Origin of the sequence: Streptomyces sp. NPDC001822, assembly GCF_042892135.1 — a bacterium.
Lineage (GTDB): Bacteria > Actinomycetota > Actinomycetes > Streptomycetales > Streptomycetaceae > Streptomyces.
In genome coordinates, this window is sequence record NZ_JBIATW010000007.1 from 265,172 (window position 1) to 289,158 (window position 23,987).

Annotated in this window: 22 protein-coding genes; 21 read left to right on the forward strand and 1 reads right to left on the reverse strand. The window is 70.0% G+C overall.

The window, feature by feature from the left end; genetic code table 11:
- Positions 1–2: 2 nt before the first annotated feature.
- From thrC to ACFYY2_RS19055, 21 genes are all read left to right on the forward strand, one after another.
- A complete protein-coding gene (gene thrC, locus ACFYY2_RS18955) occupies positions 3–1,073 on the forward strand; it encodes a threonine synthase (protein ID WP_388744023.1) in 1,071 nt (356 codons plus the stop codon).
- A 252-nt stretch (positions 1,074–1,325) separates the two neighbouring features.
- Positions 1,326–2,243 (forward strand): homoserine kinase, encoded by a 918-nt coding sequence (gene thrB / locus ACFYY2_RS18960; protein ID WP_388744026.1) that lies wholly within the window; start codon positions 1,326–1,328, stop codon positions 2,241–2,243.
- 387 nt (positions 2,244–2,630) lie between these two features.
- Positions 2,631–4,676, forward strand: a complete 2,046-nt coding sequence (gene rho, locus ACFYY2_RS18965; protein ID WP_388744029.1) for a transcription termination factor Rho — start codon at positions 2,631–2,633, stop codon at positions 4,674–4,676.
- Between the two features lie 576 nt (positions 4,677–5,252).
- A complete protein-coding gene (locus tag ACFYY2_RS18970; protein ID WP_388744032.1) occupies positions 5,253–6,356 on the forward strand; it encodes an LCP family protein in 1,104 nt (367 codons plus the stop codon).
- 185 nt (positions 6,357–6,541) lie between these two features.
- Positions 6,542–6,766, forward strand: coding sequence for a 50S ribosomal protein L31 (gene rpmE / locus ACFYY2_RS18975; protein WP_056794327.1), 225 nt, complete (start codon positions 6,542–6,544; stop codon positions 6,764–6,766).
- Positions 6,767–6,923: 157 nt separating this feature from the next.
- Positions 6,924–8,000 (forward strand): peptide chain release factor 1, encoded by a 1,077-nt coding sequence (prfA, locus tag ACFYY2_RS18980; RefSeq protein WP_388744036.1) that lies wholly within the window; start codon positions 6,924–6,926, stop codon positions 7,998–8,000.
- Positions 8,001–8,044: 44 nt separating this feature from the next.
- Positions 8,045–8,890, forward strand: a complete 846-nt coding sequence (gene prmC / locus ACFYY2_RS18985) for a peptide chain release factor N(5)-glutamine methyltransferase (protein ID WP_388744039.1) — start codon at positions 8,045–8,047, stop codon at positions 8,888–8,890.
- A 58-nt stretch (positions 8,891–8,948) separates the two neighbouring features.
- Complete coding sequence (locus tag ACFYY2_RS18990; protein ID WP_388744042.1) at positions 8,949–9,596, forward strand: L-threonylcarbamoyladenylate synthase; 648 nt, start codon at positions 8,949–8,951, stop codon at positions 9,594–9,596.
- A complete protein-coding gene (locus ACFYY2_RS18995) occupies positions 9,593–10,234 on the forward strand; it encodes a protein-tyrosine-phosphatase (protein ID WP_329040638.1) in 642 nt (213 codons plus the stop codon). The genes ACFYY2_RS18990 and ACFYY2_RS18995 overlap by 4 nt, the downstream gene beginning before the upstream one ends.
- Positions 10,235–10,373: 139 nt before the next feature.
- A complete protein-coding gene (glyA, locus tag ACFYY2_RS19000; protein WP_388744046.1) occupies positions 10,374–11,654 on the forward strand; it encodes a serine hydroxymethyltransferase in 1,281 nt (426 codons plus the stop codon).
- Between the two features lie 96 nt (positions 11,655–11,750).
- Entirely contained in the window at positions 11,751–13,115 is a 1,365-nt protein-coding gene (locus ACFYY2_RS19005) for an MraY family glycosyltransferase (protein WP_388744049.1), read from the forward strand.
- A gap of 264 nt (positions 13,116–13,379) precedes the next feature.
- Entirely contained in the window at positions 13,380–13,817 is a 438-nt protein-coding gene (locus ACFYY2_RS19010) for a hypothetical protein (protein ID WP_388744052.1), read from the forward strand.
- A 225-nt stretch (positions 13,818–14,042) separates the two neighbouring features.
- Complete coding sequence (gene atpB / locus ACFYY2_RS19015) at positions 14,043–14,864, forward strand: F0F1 ATP synthase subunit A (RefSeq protein WP_388744055.1); 822 nt, start codon at positions 14,043–14,045, stop codon at positions 14,862–14,864.
- Positions 14,865–14,936: 72 nt separating this feature from the next.
- On the forward strand, positions 14,937–15,176 hold the full coding sequence (locus ACFYY2_RS19020) for a F0F1 ATP synthase subunit C (protein ID WP_327114584.1): 240 nt from the start codon (positions 14,937–14,939) through the stop codon (positions 15,174–15,176).
- Positions 15,177–15,219: 43 nt separating this feature from the next.
- Positions 15,220–15,765, forward strand: a complete 546-nt coding sequence (locus ACFYY2_RS19025) for a F0F1 ATP synthase subunit B (protein WP_327114582.1) — start codon at positions 15,220–15,222, stop codon at positions 15,763–15,765.
- The gene (locus tag ACFYY2_RS19030) at positions 15,762–16,577 is read left to right on the forward strand and encodes a F0F1 ATP synthase subunit delta (protein ID WP_388744059.1); all 816 of its coding nucleotides are present in this window, start codon (positions 15,762–15,764) and stop codon (positions 16,575–16,577) included. Before ACFYY2_RS19025 ends, ACFYY2_RS19030 begins: the two co-directional genes overlap by 4 nt.
- 147 nt (positions 16,578–16,724) lie before the next feature.
- A complete protein-coding gene (gene atpA, locus ACFYY2_RS19035) occupies positions 16,725–18,296 on the forward strand; it encodes a F0F1 ATP synthase subunit alpha (protein ID WP_388744062.1) in 1,572 nt (523 codons plus the stop codon).
- Between the two features lie 3 nt (positions 18,297–18,299).
- Positions 18,300–19,217 carry a F0F1 ATP synthase subunit gamma gene (locus ACFYY2_RS19040; RefSeq protein ID WP_388744065.1) on the forward strand — a complete coding sequence of 306 codons (918 nt, stop codon included), beginning with the start codon at positions 18,300–18,302 and terminating at the stop codon, positions 19,215–19,217.
- On the forward strand, positions 19,217–20,659 hold the full coding sequence (gene atpD, locus ACFYY2_RS19045) for a F0F1 ATP synthase subunit beta (protein ID WP_388744068.1): 1,443 nt from the start codon (positions 19,217–19,219) through the stop codon (positions 20,657–20,659). Before ACFYY2_RS19040 ends, atpD begins: the two co-directional genes overlap by 1 nt.
- 109 nt (positions 20,660–20,768) lie before the next feature.
- Positions 20,769–21,143 carry a F0F1 ATP synthase subunit epsilon gene (locus ACFYY2_RS19050; protein WP_325747706.1) on the forward strand — a complete coding sequence of 125 codons (375 nt, stop codon included), beginning with the start codon at positions 20,769–20,771 and terminating at the stop codon, positions 21,141–21,143.
- A gap of 142 nt (positions 21,144–21,285) precedes the next feature.
- Positions 21,286–21,732 carry a DUF2550 domain-containing protein gene (locus ACFYY2_RS19055; protein ID WP_388744072.1) on the forward strand — a complete coding sequence of 149 codons (447 nt, stop codon included), beginning with the start codon at positions 21,286–21,288 and terminating at the stop codon, positions 21,730–21,732.
- Between the two features lie 151 nt (positions 21,733–21,883).
- Here the strand turns inward: ACFYY2_RS19055 and ACFYY2_RS19060 are convergent, their stop codons facing one another.
- On the reverse strand, positions 21,884–23,767 hold the full coding sequence (locus ACFYY2_RS19060; RefSeq protein WP_388744075.1) for a glycosyl hydrolase family 18 protein: 1,884 nt from the start codon (positions 23,765–23,767) through the stop codon (positions 21,884–21,886).
- Positions 23,768–23,987 lie beyond the last annotated feature (220 nt).

The window sequence follows — 23,987 nt, forward strand, 5'->3', positions numbered from 1 at the left end:
CCATGACCAGCAAGGGCACCCACCAGTGGCGCGGCATCATCGAGGAGTACCGGGACCGGCTTCCGGTCACGAGCACGACGCCGGTCGTCACACTCCGTGAGGGCGGCACGCCGCTCGTCCCGGCGCAGGTCCTCTCCGAGCGCACGGGCTGCGAGGTGCACCTCAAGGTCGAGGGCGCCAACCCCACGGGGTCGTTCAAGGACCGCGGCATGACGATGGCGATCACCCGGGCGAAGGAGGAGGGCGCGAAGGCGGTCATCTGCGCCTCCACGGGCAACACCTCCGCCTCCGCCGCCGCGTACGCCGTGCGTGCGGGCATGGTCTGCGCGGTCCTCGTGCCGCAGGGCAAGATCGCGCTCGGCAAGATGGGGCAGGCGCTCGTCCACGGGGCGAAGATCCTCCAGGTGGACGGCAACTTCGACGACTGCCTGACGCTCGCCCGCAGCCTTTCCGACAACTACCCGGTGGCGCTGGTCAATTCCGTCAACCCGGTCCGGATCGAGGGCCAGAAGACCGCCGCGTTCGAGATCGTCGACGCGCTGGGCGACGCCCCCGACATCCACGTCCTGCCGGTGGGCAACGCGGGCAACATCACGGCCTACTGGAAGGGCTACAAGGAGTACGCGAAGGACGCGGTCTCCACGCACACCCCGCGCATGTGGGGTTTCCAGGCCTCCGGCTCCGCGCCCATCGTGCGCGGCGAGATCGTCAAGGACCCCGCGACGATCGCCACCGCGATCCGCATCGGCAACCCGGCGTCCTGGCAGTTCGCCCTCGACGCGCGCGACGAGTCGGGCGGCTTCATCGACGAGGTGACCGACCGTCAGATCCTCTCCGCCTACCGCCTGCTGGCTTCCCAGGAGGGTGTCTTCGTCGAGCCCGCGTCGGCCGCCTCCGTGGCCGGTCTGCTCAAGGCCGCCGAAGAGGGCAAGGTCGACCCCGGCCAGAAGATCGTCTGCACCGTCACAGGCAACGGCCTCAAGGACCCCGACTGGGCCGTCGCGGGCGCTCCGCAGCCGGTCACGGTCCCGGTCGACGCGGTGACCGCGGCCGAGAAGCTGGGCCTCGCGTAGCAGCCCGGCCGCCCTTCCCGGCGGGCAGCGCATAGGAGGCGTGCGACACGCATCGTGCGCCTCCTGTGCGCCCTATGTCGCCACGGAACCTTCCTTCGATAAGCTGTGACCAACCCGCCCCGCCGCTCGCGCCGCGGTGCTGCGGCCGTCGTGATGCCGGGCCCCCCACCCCTCGCACCACCGGCACCCCCACGCACGTCGAACCACCCCGCACAACATCCCCGCCGCCGTACAGGAAGAGTCGTCCAACCGATGGCCGGTCCCGCGTTCCGAGCCGCCGCCGTCCGGGTGCGCGTCCCCGCAACCAGCGCCAACCTGGGTCCGGGCTTCGACGCCCTCGGCCTCTCGCTGGGGCTCTACGACGACGTCGTCGTCCGGGTCGCCGACTCCGGACTGCACATCGACATCGCGGGTGAGGGAGCCGAGACGCTGCCCCGCGACGAGAAGCACCTGCTCGTCCGCTCCCTGCGCACCGCGTTCGACCTGCTCGGCGGACAGCCGCACGGCCTGGAGATCGTCTGCGCCAACCGCATCCCGCACGGCCGCGGCCTGGGATCGTCGTCCGCCGCCATCTGCGCCGGGATCGTCGCGGCCCGCGCCGTGACCACCGGCGGGGAGGCCCGCCTCGACGACGCCGCCCTGCTGGAGCTGGCGACCGAGATCGAGGGCCACCCCGACAACGTCGCCGCGTGTCTCCTCGGCGGATTCACCCTCGCCTGGATGGACGGCGGCTCCGCCAGGGCCATCAGGATGGACGCCGCCGACTCCGTCGTGCCGGTGGTCTTCGTCCCGGCCACACCGGTGCTCACCGAGACCGCCCGGGGCCTGCTGCCGCGCACCGTCCCCCATGTGGACGCCGCTGCGAACGCCGGCCGCGCGGCCCTTCTCGTCGAGGCGCTGACCCGGCGCCCGGAACTGCTGCTCGCCGCCACCGAGGACCGGATCCACCAGGAGTACCGGGGCCCCGCGATGCCGCAGAGCGTGGAACTGGTGAGCCGGCTGCGCGCCGACGGCGTGCCGGCGGTCATCTCCGGTGCGGGACCGACCGTGCTCGCACTGACCGAGGCGGGTTCGGCCGACAAGGTCGCCCGGCTGGCCGGCGAGGGCTGGGCCGCGAACCGGCTCGATCTGGACGCCACGGGCGCGAGCGTGCTGCCGCTCGCCGCGTAATCGCATGTGATTGCCGGTGCATGAGAGGGGGAATGTTTGTTGGAGCCGGTAGTGTTAACCTCAAGTCAGCAATCGACGTCTTCGTGGCGCGTTGCTTCGTGTCCCCTTCCGGGACCACCACTCTTCCGGGAGCCTCCCCGACTGCCTGAGCATCCTGCCTGAGCTTTCGAGCACGCTCCGGAACCGGCACGACACCCTCTTGCTCGTCCAGGAGTGGGCCGAGCAGGGGGATCTCGCGCCGGAACCCCGCACATCAGTCTCTCCGCCGTACCCGGCGGACCACCGCCCCGGCACGGTCCGCGATCGAACGATCAACAGACCGCAGTCGGACAGCACAACCGGTCGCCGAGCCAGAAGGCCGACGTCCGCTCCAGGGAAGGACCCTTCGTGAGCGACACCACCGATCTGATGGGCGTGACTGCCGACAAGAACGTCGACAGCTCCGTGCCCGCCGAAGGTGCTGCCTCTGGCACCACCGCACGGCGCCGCCGCTCCGGCACCGGCCTCGATGGCATGGTCCTGGCCGAGCTGCAGCAGGTCGCGTCAGGCCTCGGCATCAGGGGAACTGCGCGGATGCGCAAGAGCCAGCTGATCGAGGTCATCAAGGAGGCGCAGGCAGGAGGCTCCTCCTCGCCCGCCCCCAAGGCCTCCGCCGACGCGGACGCCGGCACCAAGCCGAAGCGACGCGCCACCTCCAAGACGCGCACGGGTGACGAGACCGCCGCCGCGCCCGCCGCCGACAAGGCCGCTGCCCAGCAGCAGATCGACATCCCGGGCCAGCCGGCCAGCGACGACCAGCAGCCCACGGGCGAGCGTCGCCGCCGCCGTGCCACCGCGCAGGCCGGCAGCCCCGACACCAAGGCCGAGGCCAAGACGGAGACGCAGGCCGAGCCGAAGGGCGAGGGCCGCCAGGACCGCGCCGACGAGCGCGGCGAGACGAAGGGCGACGCCAAGGCGGAGTCCGCGGCGGACACCGCCGAGGGCCGCCGGGGCGACCGTCAGGACGGCCGGCGCGGTGACCGCCAGGACCGCGGCGACCGCCGGGACCGCCAGCGCGACCGGCGCGGCAAGGGCGACGACCAGGGCCAGCAGCAGGGCGGCGGACGCCGTCAGGGCCAGCAGGGCGGCGGCCAGAGCCAGGGCCAGGGCGGCCAGGGCCAGCAGGGCGGCGGCGGCCAGCAGGACGACGGTTACGACGACGAGGGCGGCCGGCGCGGCCGGCGCGGACGCTACCGCGACCGCCGCGGCCGTCGTGGACGCGACGACTTCGCGACGGACGTGCAGGTCGCGGACGACGACGTCCTGATCCCGGTCGCGGGCATCCTGGACATCCTCGACAACTACGCGTTCATCCGGACCTCCGGCTACCTGCCGGGCCCGAACGACGTGTACGTCTCGCTCGCCCAGGTCCGCAAGAACGGCCTGCGCAAGGGTGACCACGTCACCGGCGCGGTGCGTCAGCCCAAGGACGGGGAGCGGCGCGAGAAGTTCAACGCGCTGGTCCGTCTCGACTCCGTCAACGGCATGGCGCCGGAGAGCGGCCGCGGCCGCCCCGAGTTCCAGAAGCTGACGCCGCTCTACCCGCAGGACAGACTCCGTCTGGAGACCGACTCCAACGTCCTGACCACCCGGATCATCGACCTGGTCGCACCGATCGGCAAGGGCCAGCGAGGCCTGATCGTGGCCCCGCCGAAGACCGGTAAGACCATGATCCTCCAGGCCATCGCCAACGCGATCACGGTCAACAGCCCCGAGTGCCACCTGATGGTCGTCCTGGTCGACGAGCGTCCGGAAGAGGTCACCGACATGCAGCGGTCGGTGAAGGGCGAGGTCATCTCCTCGACCTTCGACCGCCCCGCCGAGGACCACACCACGGTCGCCGAGCTCGCCATCGAGCGCGCGAAGCGCCTGGTGGAGCTGGGTCACGACGTCGTGGTCCTGCTGGACTCGATCACCCGTCTGGGCCGCGCCTACAACCTGGCGGCGCCGGCCTCCGGCCGCATCCTGTCCGGTGGTGTCGACTCGACCGCGCTCTACCCGCCGAAGCGCTTCTTCGGTGCCGCGCGGAACATCGAGGACGGCGGCTCGCTGACGATCCTGGCCACCGCGCTCGTCGAGACCGGCTCGCGCATGGACGAGGTCATCTTCGAGGAGTTCAAGGGCACCGGCAACATGGAGCTCAAGCTCGACCGGAAGCTCTCGGACAAGCGCATCTTCCCGGCGGTGGACGTCGACGCGTCCAGCACCCGTAAGGAAGAAATCCTCCTGGGAACCGACGAGTTGGCCGTGGTCTGGAAGCTGCGCCGGGTGCTTCACGCGCTCGACCAGCAGCAGGCCATCGAGCTCCTCCTGGACCGCATGAAGAAGACGCAGTCCAACGCGGAGTTCCTGCTCCAGATCCAGAAGACGACGCCGGGCAACGGCAACGACTGAACTCGTCCCTGACCGGACGCGGTTCGACCGCGCGCGGGATACGCCCCGTCACCTCGGTGACGGGGCGTTCTGCGTTCCACCGTTCCTGACCGTCCGACAACCCGCCTTCCCCTTCTCCCCGATGAGAGGCCTCGGCCCTCCGCCGGTCGCAAGTGCCGGTTCGCACACCGGTGACGTCGTCGTCGCGCGGCCGGACCCGGGCCGCGACGGCCACCGGGGCCTCGTCGGCCCCCCGCTTCCCGCGGGCGGGCGGACCACGGTGGAGCGTGCGCGCTCCGCGGCGCGTCACGGCTGCGGGGCGCCGCCCCGGCCCGGGCCCGGCCGCGTCGGAGACCTTCGCCACACGGGCGCGGCCCCGCCCCGGCGCGGGCAGCCACCGCGCCGACGGCCGAAATGCCTGGTGAGCGCGGGGTGACCCGGTCATCGGCCGCCCCTTCGGTGGCCCCCGTCGCCCGACGGGGGCCACCGCTCGCTGTGCCAGGCTTCTGGCTGCCCGTCGTCACCCACGGGAGACGACGGGCCTCGCCCGTGCACGACGGCAGGGGGCAGCAGCCAGGAACGGAAAGAGGGAGCCCCATGAGCGAACAGAGCAGGAGCGCCGGCCGAATACGTGGCACCGGCAGTCGCCGGAAGAAGCCCTCCAAGGGCCGCCGCGTGAAGACGGCCGTACTCTGGGGCGCCGCCGCTCTGGTGGTCGTCGCGGGTGCCGGGGCCGGATACGCCTACGTCACGCTCAACGGGAACCTCAAGGCCGTCGACATCGACGCGGCGCTGGGCACCGACCGTCCGGCCGACGTGGACGACGGCTCCCAGGACATCCTCGTGCTCGGCTCGGACTCCCGCTCCGGGGCCAACTCGCGGTACGGCGAGGACGGCGGCGGCGCGCGGTCGGACACCGCGATGGTCGTCCACGTCAACCAGGGCCACACGTCGGCGAGTGTGGTCTCCGTCCCCCGGGACACGCTCGTCGACCGCCCCGCCTGCGCGAGCGACACCGGCGGCCGGGAGGTCGGCGCGGAGCGCCAAGCCATGTTCAACACGGCGTACGAGGTCGGCGGGCCCGCCTGCGCGGTGAAGACCGTCGAGGCGATGTCGGGCATCCGCATGGACCACTACGTGGAGGTCGACTTCACCGGGTTCAAGAAGATCATCGACGAACTGGGCGGCGTGGAGCTCACCACCTCGCAGGCGATCGACGACCCCGACAGCCACCTCGCGCTGAAGCCCGGCACGCACACCCTGAGCGGTGAGCAGTCCCTCGGTCTCGTCCGCACCCGGCACGGCGTCGGCGACGGCAGCGACCTGGGCCGCATCCAGCTGCAGCAGGCGTTCGTGAAGGCCCTGATGGACCAGGCGAAGAGCGTCGGGGTCTTCTCGCACCCGAAGACGCTCTTCGGGCTCGCGGATTCGGCCACGAAGGCGGTCACCACCGACTCCGCACTGGCCTCGGTCAAGAAGCTCGCCGGTTTCGCCGAAGGACTCAAGGGCCTCGGCTCCAGGCACGTCGACATGGTGACACTGCCCGTGGAGTACGACCCGGAGAACCCCAACCGCGTGCTTCCCCAGCAGAAGGCCGGGCAGCAGGTGTGGGCCGCGCTCAAGCAGGACAAGCCGGTTCCGGCCTCGGCCACGGCGAAGTCGGCCGGTGACAAGGGCGGGGCCGGGGCGGTGGTGCGCTGAGGGACCCCGGCGGCTGTCCGTCACCGCGACGTCGCCCAGCGTTCCCCGTGGACGGGGGAATACACCCGGCGGGGTCCTCGTTTTGGGAGATACGGCCGGTCCTGGCAGACTGGTACGTCGGCCCCGGTTCACGGACGCGCAATCCGCGCGAACGACCCGGAGCCCTCCCGAACCTAGGAGACACCTTGAAGCGCGAGATCCACCCCCAGTACGTCGAGACGCAGGTCAGCTGCACCTGTGGTGCGTCGTTCACCACCCGGAGCACCCTCGAGGGCGGCGCCATCCGCGCCGACGTCTGCTCCGAGTGCCACCCGTTCTACACGGGCAAGCAGAAGATCCTCGACACCGGCGGCCGCGTGGCCCGCTTCGAGGCCCGCTTCGGCAAGGCTGCCGGCTCCGCCAGCAAGTAGCGAGCCACTGCGCCGGTTCCCGACGCCCTCCAACGGGCGCCGGGACCGGCGTTTTTTTCCGGCTCTGCCGCCGGTCGCGCCCCCGCGGGCGGCACCACCGGCAGCACGCCGTCCAGGCAGCCCGCAGACGTATGACGCAGAAACCAGGAGCCCGAAGATGTTCGAGGCGGTCGAGGAACTGATCGGCGAGCACGTCGATCTCGAGAAGAAGCTCGCCGACCCGTCGGTCCACGCCGACCAGGCCAACGCGCGCAAGCTGAACAAGCGCTACGCGGAGCTGACCCCGATCGTCTCCACCTACCGGTCCTGGAAGCAGACCGGCGACGACATCGAGACCGCCCGCGAATTCGCCGCCGACGACCCGGACTTCGCCGCCGAGGTCAAGGTCCTGGAGAAGCAGCGCGAGGAGATCACCGAGAAGCTCCGGCTCCTCCTGGTCCCGCGCGACCCCAGCGACGACAAGGACGTGCTGCTGGAGATCAAGGCGGGAGCGGGCGGCGACGAGTCCGCCCTCTTCGCCGGCGATCTGCTGCGCATGTACCTGCGCTACGCCGAGCGCGTCGGCTGGAAGACCGAGATCATCGACTCCACGGAGTCCGAGCTCGGCGGATACAAGGACGTCCAGGTCGCCGTGAAGACCAAGGGCGGCAACGGCGCCACCGAGCCCGGCCAGGGCGTCTGGGCGCGGCTGAAGTACGAGGGCGGTGTGCACCGCGTGCAGCGTGTGCCCTCCACCGAGTCCCAGGGCCGTATCCACACCTCCGCCGCCGGTGTGCTCGTCACGCCGGAGGCCGAGGAGGTCGACGTGGAGATCCACGCCAACGACCTCCGCATCGACGTCTACCGCTCCTCCGGCCCCGGCGGCCAGTCCGTCAACACCACGGACTCCGCCGTGCGCATCACGCACCTGCCGACCGGTGTCGTCGCCTCCTGCCAGAACGAGAAGAGCCAGCTCCAGAACAAGGAGCAGGCCATGCGCATCCTGCGCTCCCGGCTGCTGGCCGCCGCCCAGGAGGCCGCCGAGCAGGAGGCCTCCGACGTGCGCCGCAGCCAGGTGCGCACCGTGGACCGCTCCGAGAAGATCCGGACGTACAACTTCCCGGAAAACCGCATCTCGGACCACCGCGTCGGCTTCAAGGCGTACAACTTGGACCAGGTGCTCGACGGCGAGCTCGACGCGGTCATCCAGGCCTGCGTCGACGCCGACTCGGCCGCCAAGCTCGCCTCCGCGTAAGCGCCACCGCCCGCCCCGCTCGTGAACCCGTACGGAGAACCGCGATGAACCTGCTGCTCGCCGAGGTGGCCCAGGCCACCCAGCGGCTGGCCGACGCCGGTGTCCCCTCACCGCGATTCGACGCCGAGGAACTCGCGGCGTTCGTGCACGGGGTCAAGCGGGGCGAACTGCACCACGTGCGGGACGCCGACTTCGACGCCCGCTACTGGGAGACGATCGCCCGCCGCGAGGCCCGCGAACCCCTCCAGCACATCACCGGCCGCGCCTTCTTCCGCTACCTGGAACTCCAGGTCGGCCCCGGGGTCTTCGTCCCCCGCCCGGAGACGGAGTCGGTCGTCGGCTGGGCGATAGACGCCGTCCGCGCGATGGACGTCGTGGAACCCCTGATCGTGGACCTGTGCACCGGATCGGGCGCGATCGCCCTCGCCATGGCGCAGGAGGTCCCGCGCTCGCGCGTGCACGCCGTCGAGCTGTCCGAGGACGCCCTCAGGTGGACCCGGAAGAACGCCGAGGGGTCCAGGGTCACCGTGCACCGCGGCGACGCCCTGAGCGCCCTCCCGGAGCTCGACGGCCAGGTCGACCTGGTGATCTCCAACCCGCCCTACATCCCGCTCACCGAGTGGGAGTACGTGGCGCCCGAGGCCCGCGACCACGACCCGCAGATGGCACTGTTCTCCGGCGAGGACGGGCTCGACACCATCCGCGGCATCGAGCGCACCGCGCACCGGCTGCTCCGCCCCGGCGGGCTCGTCGTGATCGAGCACGCCGACACCCAGGGCGGCCAGGTGCCGTGGATCTTCACCGAGGAGCGGGGCTGGGCCGACGCGGCCGACCACCCCGACCTGAACAACCGGCCCCGGTTCGCGACGGCCCGCAGGGCCATGCCGTGACCACCGGGACACCCGGACCGCAGGACCCCTACCCGTACATGCCCGAGGAGGCCGGCTGATGGCACGGCGATACGACTGCAACGACGCGACCGACCGTACGACCGGCCTGCGTGAAGCCGCGTCCGCCGTCCGCCGCGGCGAACTGGTCGTGCTGCCCACCGACACCGTCTACGGCATCGGTGCGGACGCCTTCAGCGCCGAGGGCGTCGCCGACCTGCTCGACGCCAAGGGCCGCGGCCGCAACATGCCGACCCCCGTCCTTATCGGCTCCCCGAACACCCTGCACGGCCTGGTCACCGACTTCTCCGAGCAGGCGTGGGAGCTCGTCGACGCGTTCTGGCCCGGCGCCCTCACGATCGTCGCCCGGCACCAGCCGTCGCTGCAGTGGGACCTCGGTGACACCCGCGGAACCGTCGCCGTCCGGATGCCCCTGCACCCCGTCGCCATCGAGCTGCTGACGGAGGTCGGCCCGATGGCCGTCTCCAGCGCCAACCTCACCGGTCACCCCTCTCCCGAGGACTGCGACGCCGCCCAGGACATGCTCGGCGACAGCGTCTCCGTCTACCTCGACGGCGGCCCGACCCCCGGGATCGTGCCGTCCTCGATCGTCGACGTCACGGGCAAGACCCCCGTGCTGCTCCGCGCCGGAGCACTCTCGGTCGAGGAGCTCCGCAAGGTGGTACCCGACCTCGAGGTGGCCAATTGACCGCCCCTGAGGGGCGTGGCATAGCGGGGCAGCACGACGCTTTCCGCATCCTCCACGTCAGCACCGGCAACGTCTGCCGCTCGCCCATCACCGAGCGGCTGACCCGCCACGCCCTCATGGACCGCCTCGGCGATCCGCTGAGCGGCGGCCTCATCGTGGAGAGCGCCGGCACCTGGGGACACGAGGGCGCACCCATGGAGGCCAATGCAGAGGTCGTCCTCGCCGACTTCGGCGCCGACGCCTCCGGCTTCGTCGGCCGCGAGCTCCTCGACGAGCACGTGATCCGCGCCGACCTGGTGCTGACCGCCACCCGCGACCACCGGGCCCAGGTCATCTCCATGGGCCACTCGGCGGGCCTGCGGACCTTCACGCTCAAGGAGTTCACCCGGCTGGTGCGGGCCATAGACCCCGCGACCCTCCCCGACGCCCGCGAGGAGGGCGTCGTGGAGCGCGCCCGCGCCCTGGTGCGCGCGGCGGCGGCCCTGCGCGGCTGGCTCCTCGCCCCCACCGCCGAGGCCGACGAGGTCTACGACCCCTACGGTGCCCCGATCACCTTCTTCCGCTCCATCGGCGACGAGATCAGCCAGGCGCTCGATCCCGTCATGACCGCGCTGACCGGGGTACGCGCCCCGCACTGAAGGGCCACCGCCCCGCGCACTCCGCGCCCGGGTGCGCCGACCGGCGTAGAGGGCCGCACGGCAGCGGGCAGGCAGCCGGGGGCGGGCCTACATTGGATCTGACGCCAGTGCACCCCTCCCTCAGGCCCGGAGCCGTCAGATGCCGGTCACCACGCCAGTCGCACCCGCAGCCGCGCCCCCGCCGGACACCACCGTGCCCCAGGACTTCGGTGCCCTGTTCCGCCAGGACCCGGAGGCCGGCGCCATCCTGCTGGCCGAGGCGGGCCGGCAGGCGAGCACCCTCCAGCTGATCGCCGCCGAGAACTTCACCTCGCCCGCGGTCCTGGCCGCCCTCGGCTCCCCGCTCGCCAACAAGTACGCCGAGGGCTACCCCGGCGCCCGCCACCACGGCGGCTGCGAGCAGGCCGACGCCGCCGAGGACCTCGCCGTACGGCGCGCCAAGGCACTGTTCGGGGCCGAGCACGCCAACGTCCAGCCGCACTCGGGCTCCTCCGCCGTGCTCGCCGCCTACGCGGCGCTGCTGCGCCCGGGCGACACGGTGCTGGCCATGGGACTTCCGTACGGCGGCCACCTCACCCACGGTGCGCCGCAGAACTTCTCCGGGCGCTGGTTCGAGTTCGCCGGATACGGCGTCGACCCCGACAGCGGCCTCATCGACTACGCGCAGGTCCGCGCCCTCGCCCGGGCACGGCGCCCCAAGGCGATCGTCTGCGGCTCGATCTCCTACCCCAGGCATCCCGACTACGAGCAGTTCCGGGACATCGCCGACGAGGCAGGCGCCTATCTCATCGCCGACGCCGCCCATCCCATGGGGCTGATCGCCGGGGGAGCGGCGCCCAGCCCGGTGCCGTACGCGGACGTGGTCTGCGCGACGACGCACAAGGTGCTGCGCGGGCCCCGCGGCGGCATGATCCTCTGCGGCGTGGAGCTGGCCGAGCGGATCGACCGCGCGGTGTTCCCCTTCACCCAGGGCGGCGCGCAGATGCACACGGTCGCGGCGAAGGCGGTCGCGTTCGGCGAGGCGGCGACCCCGGCGTACGCGGTCTACGCCCACCGGGTCGTCGCGCACGCCCGGGTCCTGGCGGCCGCCCTGGAGACCGAGGGCTTCGAGGTGACCACGGGCGGCACGGACACCCACATCGTCGTCGCGGACCCCGGGCCCCTCGGCGTGGACGGCCGCACGGCCCGCGAGCGGCTGTGCGCCGCGGGGATGGTCCTGGACACCTGCGCGCTTCCCTACGGGGACGCGCGCGGAATCCGGCTCGGCACGGCGGCCGTGACCACCCAGGGGATGGACGAGGACGACATGGTCCGGATCGCCGGGCTGTTCGGCGCCGCCGTGCGTGACGAAGGCGACACCGGCCGGCTGCGGGCCGACGTGCGCGCGCTGGCCGAGCGCAATCCGCCGTATCCGGGGTAGCCGGACCATGTGCAACCATCACCCGTGGCTCGGTGTCCTCGTTCATGAGACTAGGGTGTGGGGCTGAGATGGCCGGCGAATTCTGTGGGGCAGCCCGTGCGTGATTACCTGCTGACGCTCTGTGTCACGGCCGCAGTTACCTATCTGCTGACCGGACCCGTGCGGAAGTTCGCCATCGCGGTCGGGGCGATGCCCGCGATCCGTGCGCGCGACGTGCACCGGGAACCGACTCCCCGGCTCGGCGGCATCGCCATGTTCGGCGGACTGTGCGCCGGCCTGATCGTCGCGGACCACCTGTTCAACCTGAACGATGTCTTCGAACTCTCCAACGAGCCCAGGGCGCTGCTCTCCGGCGCGGCCCTCATCTGGCTGATCGGTGTCCTGGACGACAAGTTCGAGATCGACGCGCTGATCAAGCTCGGCGGACAGATGATCGCCGCCGCGGTCATGGTCATCCAGGGTCTGACGATCCTGTGGCTGCCCATCCCCGGTGTCGGGACGGTCGCGCTCACCCAGTGGCAGGGCACGCTGCTCACGGTCGCCCTGGTCGTGATCACCATCAACGCGGTCAACTTCGTCGACGGCCTGGACGGCCTCGCGGCCGGCATGGTGTGCATCGCGTCCGCGGCGTTCTTCCTGTACACCTACCGCCTCTGGTACGGGTACGGGATCGAGGCAGCGGCCCCCGCGACGCTCTTCGCCGCGATCCTGATGGGCATGTGCCTCGGCTTCCTGCCGCACAACATGCACCCCGCCCGGATCTTCATGGGGGACTCGGGATCGATGCTGATCGGCCTCGTGCTGGCCGCCGGCGCCATCTCCGTCACCGGTCAGGTCGACCCGGACACGATGAAGCTCTTCGAGGGCAGCGAGCGGCAGGCCACCCACGCGATGCTCCCCGTCTTCATCCCGCTGCTGCTGCCGCTCACGATCATCGCGATCCCGGCCGCCGACCTCGTGCTGGCCATCGTGCGCCGCACCTGGAACGGCCAGTCGCCTTTCGCGGCCGACCGGGGGCACCTGCACCACCGGCTGCTGGAGATCGGGCACTCGCACAGCAGGTCGGTGCTGATCATGTACTTCTGGTCCGCGCTGATCGCGTTCGGCGCCGTCGGCTATTCGGTGCACTCGGCCTCGCTGTGGATCGTGCTGGTCATCGTGGGACTCAGCGCCGTCGGTCTGATCCTCCTGCTGATGCCGCGCTTCACCCCGCGGGCACCGCGCTGGGCGGAGGCGTTCGTACCGCCCCGCTACCGCCGCCGGCGCAAGGGCCTGGCAGAGGCCGTGCAGGGCGCCGAGGACGGCGCCGAAGGCCAACACGGCCCGGGCGGCTCGGAGATGGTCTCCCCGGCACCGGAGCGGGCCCCGGTGGCCGTGGGGGTGTCCGGCGTCAACGGAGCGACAGCGATCGGCCCCCGTTCGCGCTTCACGGATCGGGACCGGGCCGACTCGTCACGCTGACGGACGGGGTGCAGACGCCCCGATACCAGACAATCCGCTGTGACGTGCTGCACAGACGCGCGAAACAACCCTCACGTGTGACAGCTGGCACACTTTCTGAGTAAAGACCTCATCAAATAGTTTGTGATAGCGTTCACGAAGCCCGGTGATGAAGCCGAAGGACCTGAGTAGCGCGGTCCATTGGCCCGGATCATCGATCTCGGACCGGGCCTACGCTCGTCCCTGACGACCACTGCCCACCCCCTGCCATGCGGAGCAACCGCCATGCCGTCCAACGACGTCCGGACCCTCCTTCAGACCGCCGTGCCCACTGCTGCCGCCGGCGTCGTCGCCGCTGCTGTCAGCGCCGGTGTCGCGGGCGGCAAGGGAGCCGTGGGTGCGGTCGTCGCGACGCTGGTCGTGATCCTCTTCATGGGGATCGGACTCGTGGTCCTCCAACGGACCGCCAGGTCCCTCCCGCACCTGTTCCAGGCCATGGGGCTGATGCTGTACACGGCGCAGCTCCTCCTTCTGTTCATCTTCGTCGCCGTGTTCAAGGACACGTCGCTGTTCAACCCGAAGGCCTTCGCGATCACACTGGTCGCGACGACTCTCGCGTGGATCGGCGCGCAGGCGCGTGCACACATGAAGGCCAAGATCCTTTACGTCGAACCCGAGTCCAGCGACGCCCGCGAGCCCAAGAAGACGGGCTCGTCGGCGTGATGGGTAGGGCCGGAATAAGGGCGCTCACCGGAGCCTGCTATCGTCCGGTTTCAACTGCGGCACTGCGGGCGCGGGCATGTGAGCTGACGCCTGCTCGATCGCGAGGCTCATTGCCTGACTGCCGCTCACACATCCGTTACACCAGTCCAGTGCCGAACCGCGGCCGCGTGCCGCGCCGACACATCGAGGTTGCCGTACCTATGCGCCACGCTGAAGGAGCCCGCGGTGAGTGCTGACCCGACACAGGTGCTCGCCTTCGAGACCGATTGCCACATCTTCGACGGTTGTGGTTTCCCGGCACCCGGCCTGCACTCGTTCCTGTTCGAGCCCCTCTGGGGAGACGCGGACAGCAACCTGTACTTCAACAAGCCGATGCTGCTGGCCCTGCTCGGCTCGATCATCATCGTCGGTTTCTTCTGGGCTGCGTTCCGCAAGCCCAAGATGGTCCCCGGCAAGCTGCAGTCGGTCGCCGAGATGGGCTACGACTTCGTCCGCCGCGGCATCGTCTACGAGACGATCGGCAAGCGCGAGGGCGAGAAGTACGTTCCGCTCGTCGTCTCGCTGTTCTTCTTCGTCTGGATGATGAACCTCTGGTCGATCATCCCGGTCGCCCAGTTCCCCGTGACGTCGATCATCGCGTACCCGATCGTGCTCGCCCTGATCGTCTACGTGCTCTGGGTCAGCCTGACCTTCAAGCGGCACGGATTCGTCGGCGGGTTCAAGAACATCACCGGCTACGACAAGTCGCTCGGCCCGGTGCTTCCGCTCGCGATGCTGATCGAGTTCTTCTCGAACCTCTTCGTCCGGCCGTTCACGCACGCGGTGCGACTCTTCGCGAACATGTTCGCGGGCCACACGCTTCTGCTGCTCTTCACGATCGCCAGCTGGTACCTCCTCAACGGCATCGGCATCGCGTACGCAGGCGTCTCGTTCATCATGGTCATCGTCATGACCGCGTTCGAGCTCTTCGTTCAGGCGCTGCAGGCATACGTCTTCGTGCTCCTCACCTGCACCTTCATCCAGGGCGCGCTCGCCAAGCACCACTGAGCAGCGCGTACCGAACCCTTATTCGTCCGGTGGCCAACCCCCACCGGTCCTTGAAAGAGAAGGAAGACTGGCATGTCCCAGACCCTCGCCGCTCTCACCGGCGACCTGAAGGCTCTCGGCTCCATCGGTTACGGCCTCGCCGCCATCGGCCCCGGCGTCGGCGTCGGCATCATCTTCGGTAACGGCACCCAGGCCCTCGCCCGCCAGCCCGAGGCCGCCGGCCTCATCCGCGCCAACCAGATCCTCGGCTTCGCCTTCTGTGAGGCGCTCGCCCTCATCGGTCTGGTCATGCCGTTCGTCTACGGTTCCTGATCTTCAGGCCTGACGAACAGCACCCGAGACGAAAGGCACTGATGTGAGCCAGCTGCTTACGGTCGCGGCTGAGGAGATGGAAAATCCCCTCATCCCGCCGATTCCAGAGCTCGTCATCGGCCTCATCGCCTTCGTCATCGTCTTCGGCTTCCTCGCCAAGAAGCTCCTCCCGAACATCAACAAGGTTCTGGAAGAGCGCCGCGAGGCCATCGAAGGCGGTATCGAGAAGGCCGATGCGGCCCAGACCGAGGCCCAGAGCGTTCTTGAGCAGTACAAGGCTCAGCTCGCCGAGGCCCGCCACGAAGCCGCCCGTCTGCGCCAGGAGGCGCAGGAGCAGGGTGCCGTCATCATCCAGGAGATGAGGGCGGAAGGTCAGCGGCAGCGCGAAGAGATCATCGCCGCGGGCCACGCCCAGATCGAGGCGGACCGCAAGGCCGCGGCCTCGGCGCTGCGTCAGGACGTGGGCACCCTCGCCACCGCCCTGGCCGGCAAGCTCGTCGGCGAGTCCCTCGAGGACCACGCCCGGCAGAGCGGCACCGTCGACCGGTTCCTCGACGAGCTCGAGGCGAAGGCCGAGGCCGTCCGATGAACGGAGCGAGCCGCGAGGCGCTGGCCGCCGCACGCGAGCGTCTCGACGCGCTGACCGACAGCACGTCGGTCGACGCGGCGAAGCTCGCCGAGGAGCTGGCAGCCGTCACCGCGCTGCTCCACCGCGAGGTATCGCTGCGCCGGGTCCTCACCGACCCGTCGCAGGGCGGCGAGGCGAAGGCCGAGCTCGCCGGACGACTGCTGAGCGGTCAGGTGAGCGGCGCGACCGTGGACCTGGTCTCCGGCATGGTCCGCTCCCGCTGGTCGCAGTCGCGTGACCTGGTCGACTCGGTCGAGGAGCTGGCGAACACCGCAGACCTCACCGCGGCCCAGCGCGCGGGTGCGCTCGACGACGTCGAGGACGAGCTGTTCCGGTTCGGCCGGATCGTCGGTTCCGACACTGGGCTGCGCTCCGCGCTGACCAGCCGGACGGCGTCCACCGCCGCCAAGAGCGAGCTGCTGCGCAGTCTGCTCGGCGGCAAGGCCCAGCCCGTCACCGAGCGAGTCGTCACGCGCCTCGTGACCCAGCCCCGTGGACGTAGCCTGGAGGCAGGACTCGATTCCCTGTCCAAGCTCGCCGCGGAGCGCCGGGACCGCATGGTCGCCGTCGTCACCTCCGCGGTGCCGCTGTCCGACCGGCAGAAGCAGCGCCTCGGCGCGGCTCTGGCGAAGATCTACGGCCGGCAGATGCACCTGAACCTCGACGTGGACCCCGAGGTCCTCGGCGGGATCTCGGTGCGCGTCGGTGACGAGGTCATCAACGGCACGATCGCGGAGCGTCTCTCCGAGGCGACCCGCCGGATGGCCGGCTGACGGCGCGCAGCGCTACCAACCGCACCAACTGAACGAGCAAGTACGGCGGCCCGGTTGGGCCGTGCAGAGACTGCAGAAGATTCCTGGGGGTCGCCCCCAGACCCCCTTAAGAAACTTCGGGCCCAACAAGGAGAGCAGGGAACCCAGATGGCGGAGCTCACGATCCGGCCGGAGGAGATCCGGGACGCACTGGAGAACTTCGTCCAGTCGTACCAGCCGGACGCGGCCTCGCGCGAGGAGGTCGGTACGGTCAGCGTTGCCGGCGACGGCATCGCGAAGGTGGAGGGTCTGCCCTCCGCCATGGCGAACGAACTGCTGAAGTTCGAGGACGGAACCCTCGGTCTCGCCCTCAACCTCGAAGAGCGCGAGATCGGTGCGATCGTCCTCGGCGAGTTCAGCGGAATCGAGGAGGGCCAGCCGGTGCAGCGCACCGGTGAGGTGCTCTCCGTCGGCGTCGGCGAGGGCTACCTCGGCCGCGTCGTCGACCCGCTCGGCAACCCGATCGACGGTCTCGGCGAGATCGCGACCGAAGGCCGCCGCGCCCTCGAGCTGCAGGCCCCTGGCGTCATGGTCCGCAAGTCGGTGCACGAGCCGATGCAGACCGGCTACAAGGCCGTCGACGCCATGGTGCCGATCGGCCGCGGCCAGCGTCAGCTGATCATCGGCGACCGTCAGACGGGTAAGACCGCTCTGGCCGTCGACACGATCATCAACCAGCGCGACAACTGGCGCTCGGGCGACGTGAACAAGCAGGTGCGCTGCATCTACGTCGCCATCGGTCAGAAGGGTTCCACCATCGCCTCCGTGCGCGGTGCCCTGGAAGAGGCCGGCGCGCTCGAGTACACGACCATCGTCGCCGCCCCGGCGTCCGACCCGGCCGGCTTCAAGTACCTGGCGCCGTACACCGGCTCGGCCATCGGCCAGCACTGGATGTACGACGGCAAGCACGTCCTCATCATCTTCGACGACCTCTCGAAGCAGGCCGACGCCTACCGCGCCGTGTCGCTTCTGCTGCGCCGTCCGCCGGGCCGTGAGGCCTACCCGGGCGACGTCTTCTACCTGCACTCGCGTCTGCTGGAGCGCTGCGCCAAGCTCTCCGACGACCTGGGCGCCGGTTCGATGACGGGCCTCCCGATCGTCGAGACCAAGGCGAACGACGTGTCGGCGTTCATCCCGACCAACGTCATCTCCATCACCGACGGCCAGTGCTTCCTGGAGTCCGACCTGTTCAACGCGGGTCAGCGTCCGGCGCTCAACGTCGGTATCTCGGTCTCCCGAGTCGGTGGCTCCGCCCAGCACAAGGCCATGAAGCAGGTCTCCGGCCGACTGCGCGTGGACCTCGCCCAGTACCGCGAGCTGGAGGCGTTCGCCGCCTTCGGTTCCGACCTGGACGCGGCCTCCAAGGCGTCGCTGGAGCGCGGTAAGCGCATGGTCGAGCTGCTGAAGCAGCCGCAGTACGCACCGTTCCCGATGGAGGAGCAGGTCGTCTCCGTCTGGGCCGGCACCACGGGCAAGATGGACGACGTCCCGGTCGAGGACATCCGCCGCTTCGAGAGCGAGCTGCTGGAGTACCTGCGCCGTGAGCGCAAGGACCTCCTGACCAGCATCGCCGAGGGCGGCAAGATGTCCGACGACACGCTGCAGTCGGTCGCCGACGCGATCGCCGCCTTCAAGCAGCAGTTCGAGACCTCGGACGGCAAGCTCCTGGGCGAGGGCTGATCGATGGGCGCTCAGCTTCGCGTTTACAAGCGCCGCATCCAAGCCGTCACCGCGACCAAGAAGATCACCAAGGCGATGGAGATGATCGCCGCCTCGCGCATCGTCAAGGCGCAGCGCAAGGTGGCGGCGTCGATGCCGTACGCGACCGAGCTCACCCGTGCGGTGACCGCGGTCGCGACCGGATCGAACACCAGCCATCCGCTCACCACCGAGGCCGAGTCCCCGGTCCGTGCCGCGGTCCTGCTCCTCACGAGCGACCGCGGTCTGGCCGGCGGCTACTCCTCCAACGCCATCAAGGCGGCGGAGCGGCTGAGGGAGCGGCTGGCGGCCGAGGGCAAGGAGGTCGACACGTACATCGTCGGCCGCAAGGGCGTCGCGTACTACGGCTTCCGTGAGCGCAAGGTCTCGGATTCGTGGACCGGCTTCACCGACAGCCCCGAGTACTCGGACGCCAAGAAGATCGCCGAGCCCCTCATCGAGGCCATCCAGAAGGACACGGCCGAGGGCGGCGTCGACGAGCTGCACATCGTCTTCACGGAATTCGTGTCGATGATGACGCAGAACGCGGTCGACGGCCGGATGCTGCCGCTGTCGCTCGACAAGGTCGCGGAGGAGAGCGCCGGCAAGGACGAGATCCTTCCGCTGTTCGACTTCGAGCCGTCGGCTGAGGACGTCCTCGACGCCCTTCTGCCGCGCTACGTCGAGAGCCGCATCTACAACGCACTGCTGCAGGCCGCCGCTTCCGAGCACGCTGCCCGCCGCCGTGCGATGAAGTCGGCGACCGACAACGCCGGGGACCTGATCAAGAGCCTCTCCCGGCTTGCCAACGCGGCCCGCCAGGCCGAAATCACCCAGGAAATCAGCGAGATCGTCGGCGGTGCAGGTGCGCTGGCCGACGCGTCCGCGGGGAGTGACAAGTAATGACGACGACAGTTGAGACGGCCGCTGCCACGGGCCGCGTCGCCCGGGTCATCGGCCCGGTCGTCGACGTGGAGTTCCCCGTCGACGCGATGCCGGAGATCTACAACGCCCTGCACGTCGAGGTCGACGACCCGGCCGAGGCCGGCGCTCGTAAGACGCTGACCCTCGAAGTCGCCCAGCACCTGGGTGACGGCATGGTCCGCGCGATCTCGATGCAGCCCACCGACGGCCTGGTCCGCCAGGCGTCGGTGACCAACACGGGTACGGGCATCACCGTCCCGGTCGGCGACGTGACCAAGGGCAAGGTGTTCAACACCCTCGGTCAGATCCTGAACGAGCCGGAGGCCGAGGCGCAGATCACCGAGCGCTGGCCGATCCACCGCAAGGCCCCGGCCTTCGACCAGCTCGAGTCGAAGACCGAGATGTTCGAGACCGGCCTGAAGGTCGTCGACCTGCTGACCCCGTACGTCAAGGGCGGCAAGATCGGTCTGTTCGGTGGTGCGGGCGTCGGCAAGACGGTCCTCATCCAGGAAATGATCATGCGTGTGGCGAAGCTGCACGACGGTGTGTCGGTGTTCGCCGGTGTCGGCGAGCGCACCCGTGAGGGCAACGACCTCATCGACGAGATGACCGAGTCGGGCGTCCTGGACAAGACCGCGCTGGTCTTCGGCCAGATGGACGAGCCGCCGGGCACCCGTCTGCGGGTCGCGCTGTCCGCCCTGACCATGGCGGAGTACTTCCGCGATGTGCAGAAGCAGGACGTGCTGCTCTTCATCGACAACATCTTCCGCTTCACGCAGGCCGGCTCCGAGGTCTCCACGCTGCTCGGCCGCATGCCGTCCGCGGTGGGTTACCAGCCGACCCTGGCCGACGAGATGGGTGTGCTCCAGGAGCGCATCACCTCGACGCGTGGTCACTCGATCACCTCGATGCAGGCGATCTACGTCCCCGCGGACGACCTGACCGACCCGGCCCCGGCCACCACGTTCGCCCACCTCGACGCGACGACGGTTCTCTCCCGTCCGATCTCCGAGAAGGGCATCTACCCGGCCGTGGACCCGCTGGACTCCACGTCCCGCATCCTGGACCCGCGCTACATCGCGCAGGACCACTACGAGGCCGCCAGCCGCGTCAAGGGGATCCTGCAGAAGTACAAGGACCTCCAGGACATCATCGCGATCCTCGGTATCGACGAGCTGGGCGAGGAGGACAAGCTCGTCGTCCACCGCGCCCGTCGCGTCGAGCGCTTCCTGTCGCAGAACACCCACGCCGCCAAGCAGTTCACCGGCCTGGACGGTTCGGACGTTCCGCTCGACGAGTCGATCGCCGCGTTCAACGCCATCTGTGACGGGGATTACGACCACTTCCCCGAGCAGGCGTTCTTCATGTGCGGTGGCATCGAGGACCTGAAGGCGAAGGCCAAGGAGCTCGGCGTCTCCTGAGCCTCCGGCTCACCGAGGGGGGTGGGTGTGTCCCGCCCCCCTCACCACGCCCCGTAGAATCGAACCGACACCCGGCACGACCGCCGGGTGGTGACCCGAGGAGCCACCCTTGGCTGCTGAGCTGCATGTCGAGCTGGTCGCCGCGGACCGCAGTGTCTGGTCCGGCGAGGCCACCCTCGTTGTCGCACGAACCACGTCCGGCGACATCGGCGTCATGCCCGGTCACCAGCCGCTCCTGGGTGTGCTGGAATCGGGACCCGTGACCATCCGTACGAGCGACGGCGGGACCGTGGTCGCCGCTGTGCACGGCGGTTTCATCTCGTTCGCGGACAACAAGCTCTCGCTGCTGGCGGAGATCGCCGAGCTTGCGGACGAGATCGACGTCCAGCGCGCCGAGCGTGCGCTGGAGCGTGCGAAGTCGGAGACGGACGCGGGCGCCGAGCGCCGCGCGGACGTGCGACTGCGTGCGGTGGCGGCGCACTGAGCGTCCCCACGAGGAGTTTTTGACTCAGCCGCGGCCCGTGCTGGAATCTTCCAGACCGTGTCGCGGCTGAGGCGATGCAGGTGCGGTCCGGTTCGGCTCGGTGCGGTATCCGTTACTCGACGATGCGAGGAGGTCGGTGGAGATGGTCCTCGCGTTGTGGGTGGCCGGCGTCATCGTCGTACTGGTCGCGGTGGGTCTGTTCGTCTTCGGTCTGCGCAGGCGGCTGATCCAGCGTTCGGGCGGCACCTTCGACTGCAGTCTGCGCTGGGACATCCCGGAGGAGCCCGACCCGTCCGGCAAGGGCTGGGTCTACGGCGTCGCCCGCTACAGCGGTGACCGCGTCGACTGGTTCCGGGTCTTCTCCTATTCGCCCCGCCCGCGCCGCGGGCTGGAGCGGTCCGCCATCGAGGTGGTCGCGCGCCGGCTGCCCGAAGGCGAGGAGGAGCTCGCGCTCCTGTCGGATTCCGTCGTGCTCGGCTGTCTCCACCGGGGGACACGCCTGGAGCTGGCGATGAGCGAGGACGCCCTGACCGGTTTCCTCGCCTGGCTGGAGGCGGCACCGCCCGGCCAGCGGGTCAACGTGGCGTGAGCGGAGGCTTCCCCCCGGACGGACTCGGGCGGGCGCCGATGCGGTCTGAGCATGCGAGAACCGGGGAGACAGGGGGCGGACCTGTCTCCCCGGCGCATTTCCCGGAGTGGTGCTGCCTCGTGGGGGGTGGCGCGCCGAGGCTTCTGCCGGGCTAGCTGAGGCCGTTGTCCATCGCGGTCACGAGCTCACCGTTGGCGGTGTCGCCGCTGAACTCCCAGAAGAACGCCCCGCCCAGACCCTGGTTGTTCGCCCAGGCCATCTTGGTCGCGATCGTCGCCGGGGTGTCGTAGCTCCACCAGTTGGTGCCGCAGTGCGCGTAGGCCGTGCCGGCGATGGTGCCGGTGGCCGGGCAGGTGTTCTTGAGGACCTTGTAGTCCTCGTTGCCCGCCTCGTAGGTGCCCGGCGCCGCGCCGGTCGCCGTGCCGCCGGGGGCGGACTGGGTGACGCCGGTCCAGCCGCGGCCGTAGAAGCCGATGCCGAGCAGGAGCTTCGAGGCCGGGACGCCCTGCGCCTTCAGCTTGGCGATCGCGGCGGCGGAGTTGAAGCCCTCCTGCGGGATGCCGGAGTACGAGGTGAGCGGGGAGTGCGGGGCCGTCGGGCCCTGCGGGGCGAAGGCGCCGAAGAAGTCGTACGTCATCACGTTGTACCAGTTCATGGACTGGGCCGCGCCGGCGTAGTCGGCCTTGTCGATCTTGCCGCCGGCCGAGCCGTCCGCGGTGATCGCGGCGGTGACCAGGTTGCCGGTGCCGAACTTCGTCCGCAGCGCGGAGGCGACGTTCTTCAGGGCCGCCGGGCCGCTGGTGTCACAGGTGAGACCGCAGGCGTTGGGGTACTCCCAGTCGATGTCGATGCCGTCGAAGACGTCGGCCCAGCGGGGGTCCTCGACCAGGTCGTAGCAGGACTGGGCGAAGGCGGCCGGGTTCTGGGCGGCCTGCGGGAAGCCGCCGGACCACGTCCAGCCGCCGAAGGACCAGAGGACCTTGATGTGCGAGTACCGGGCCTTCAGCTTGCGCAGCTGGTTGAAGTTGCCGCGCAGCGGCTGGTCCCAGGTGTCGGCGACGCCGTCGACCGACTGGTCGGCGGTGTAGGCCTTCTCGTAGTCGGCGTAGGAGTCACCGATGGTGCACCTGCCGTTCTGGACGTTGCCGAAGGCGTAGTTGATGTGGGTGATCTTCGCGGCGGAGCCGGAGGTCACGAGGTTCTTGACGTGGTAGTTGCGCCCGTAGACGCCCCACTCGGTGAAGTAGCCCAGGTTGATCTTGTCGCCGGTGCCGGGGTTGCCCGGGTCGGTGGTCCCGGTGGTGCGGACGGCGACCGAGGAGCTGACGGGTCCGGTCTGGTCGGCGGTGTCACGGGCCTGCACCGTGTAGGAGTAGTCGGTGCCCTTGGTGAGGCCGGTGTCGGTGTACGTCGTCGTGGTGACGGTCGCGACCTTGGCGCCGTCGCGCAGCACGTCGTAGTTCTTGATGCCCTTGTCGTCCGTGGCGGCGGTCCAGGTGAGCTTCGCGGAGGTGTCGGTCACGTTGCTCGCGGTGGGCGTGCCGGGCTTGGACGGGGCGTTGTCGCCGGGGACGCTGCCGCCGTCACAGGAGGCGCCGTTCAGCTTGCAGCCGGCGGGCGAGCCGGTGCCGGTGCCGTTGAAGCCGAAGCTGACGCTGGCGCCCGGGGCGACGGTGCCGTTCCAGCCGAGGTTCTTCGCGGTCCAGTGGGTTCCGGAGCTCGTGACGGTGGCGTCCCAGGCGGAGCCGACCGCGGTGCCGGAGGGAAAGTCCCACTCGATCGTCCAGGAGGAGAGGGCGGTGGTGCCGGTGTTCTTCACCGTCCACTGGCCCTCGAAGCCGGTGCCCCAGTCGGACTTCTTGACGTAGGTCGCCGTCGCGGACGTGGCGGCCTCGGCGGGGGAGGCCAGGCCGACCATGGCGGCGAGCGGCAGCAGCAGGGCGGTGAGGCCCGCGACCGCCTTGGACCGGGTGCCGGTACCGGCTCCGCGCCTCCATCTGAGACGGGATCCGCGTAGGGGGTTGTCAGTGCTCAACGGTGCTCCTCGGGTGAGGTCGGCTAACGGGGATGGTCCGTGGACTGCAAACCCTGCGTCGCCCTGAGCCCGCTTTGTCATGGCGTACTCACCGCAGTGTGTTCGGTGAGATTAGGAAGGTCTGGACCAATCGTCAAGAGGTCCAGACCAAAGTTTCCCAGCGGGTGTCGGATCCCCAACTCCCGTGCCGAGAAAGCCGCTTGCACCCTGCTGCGCAGCC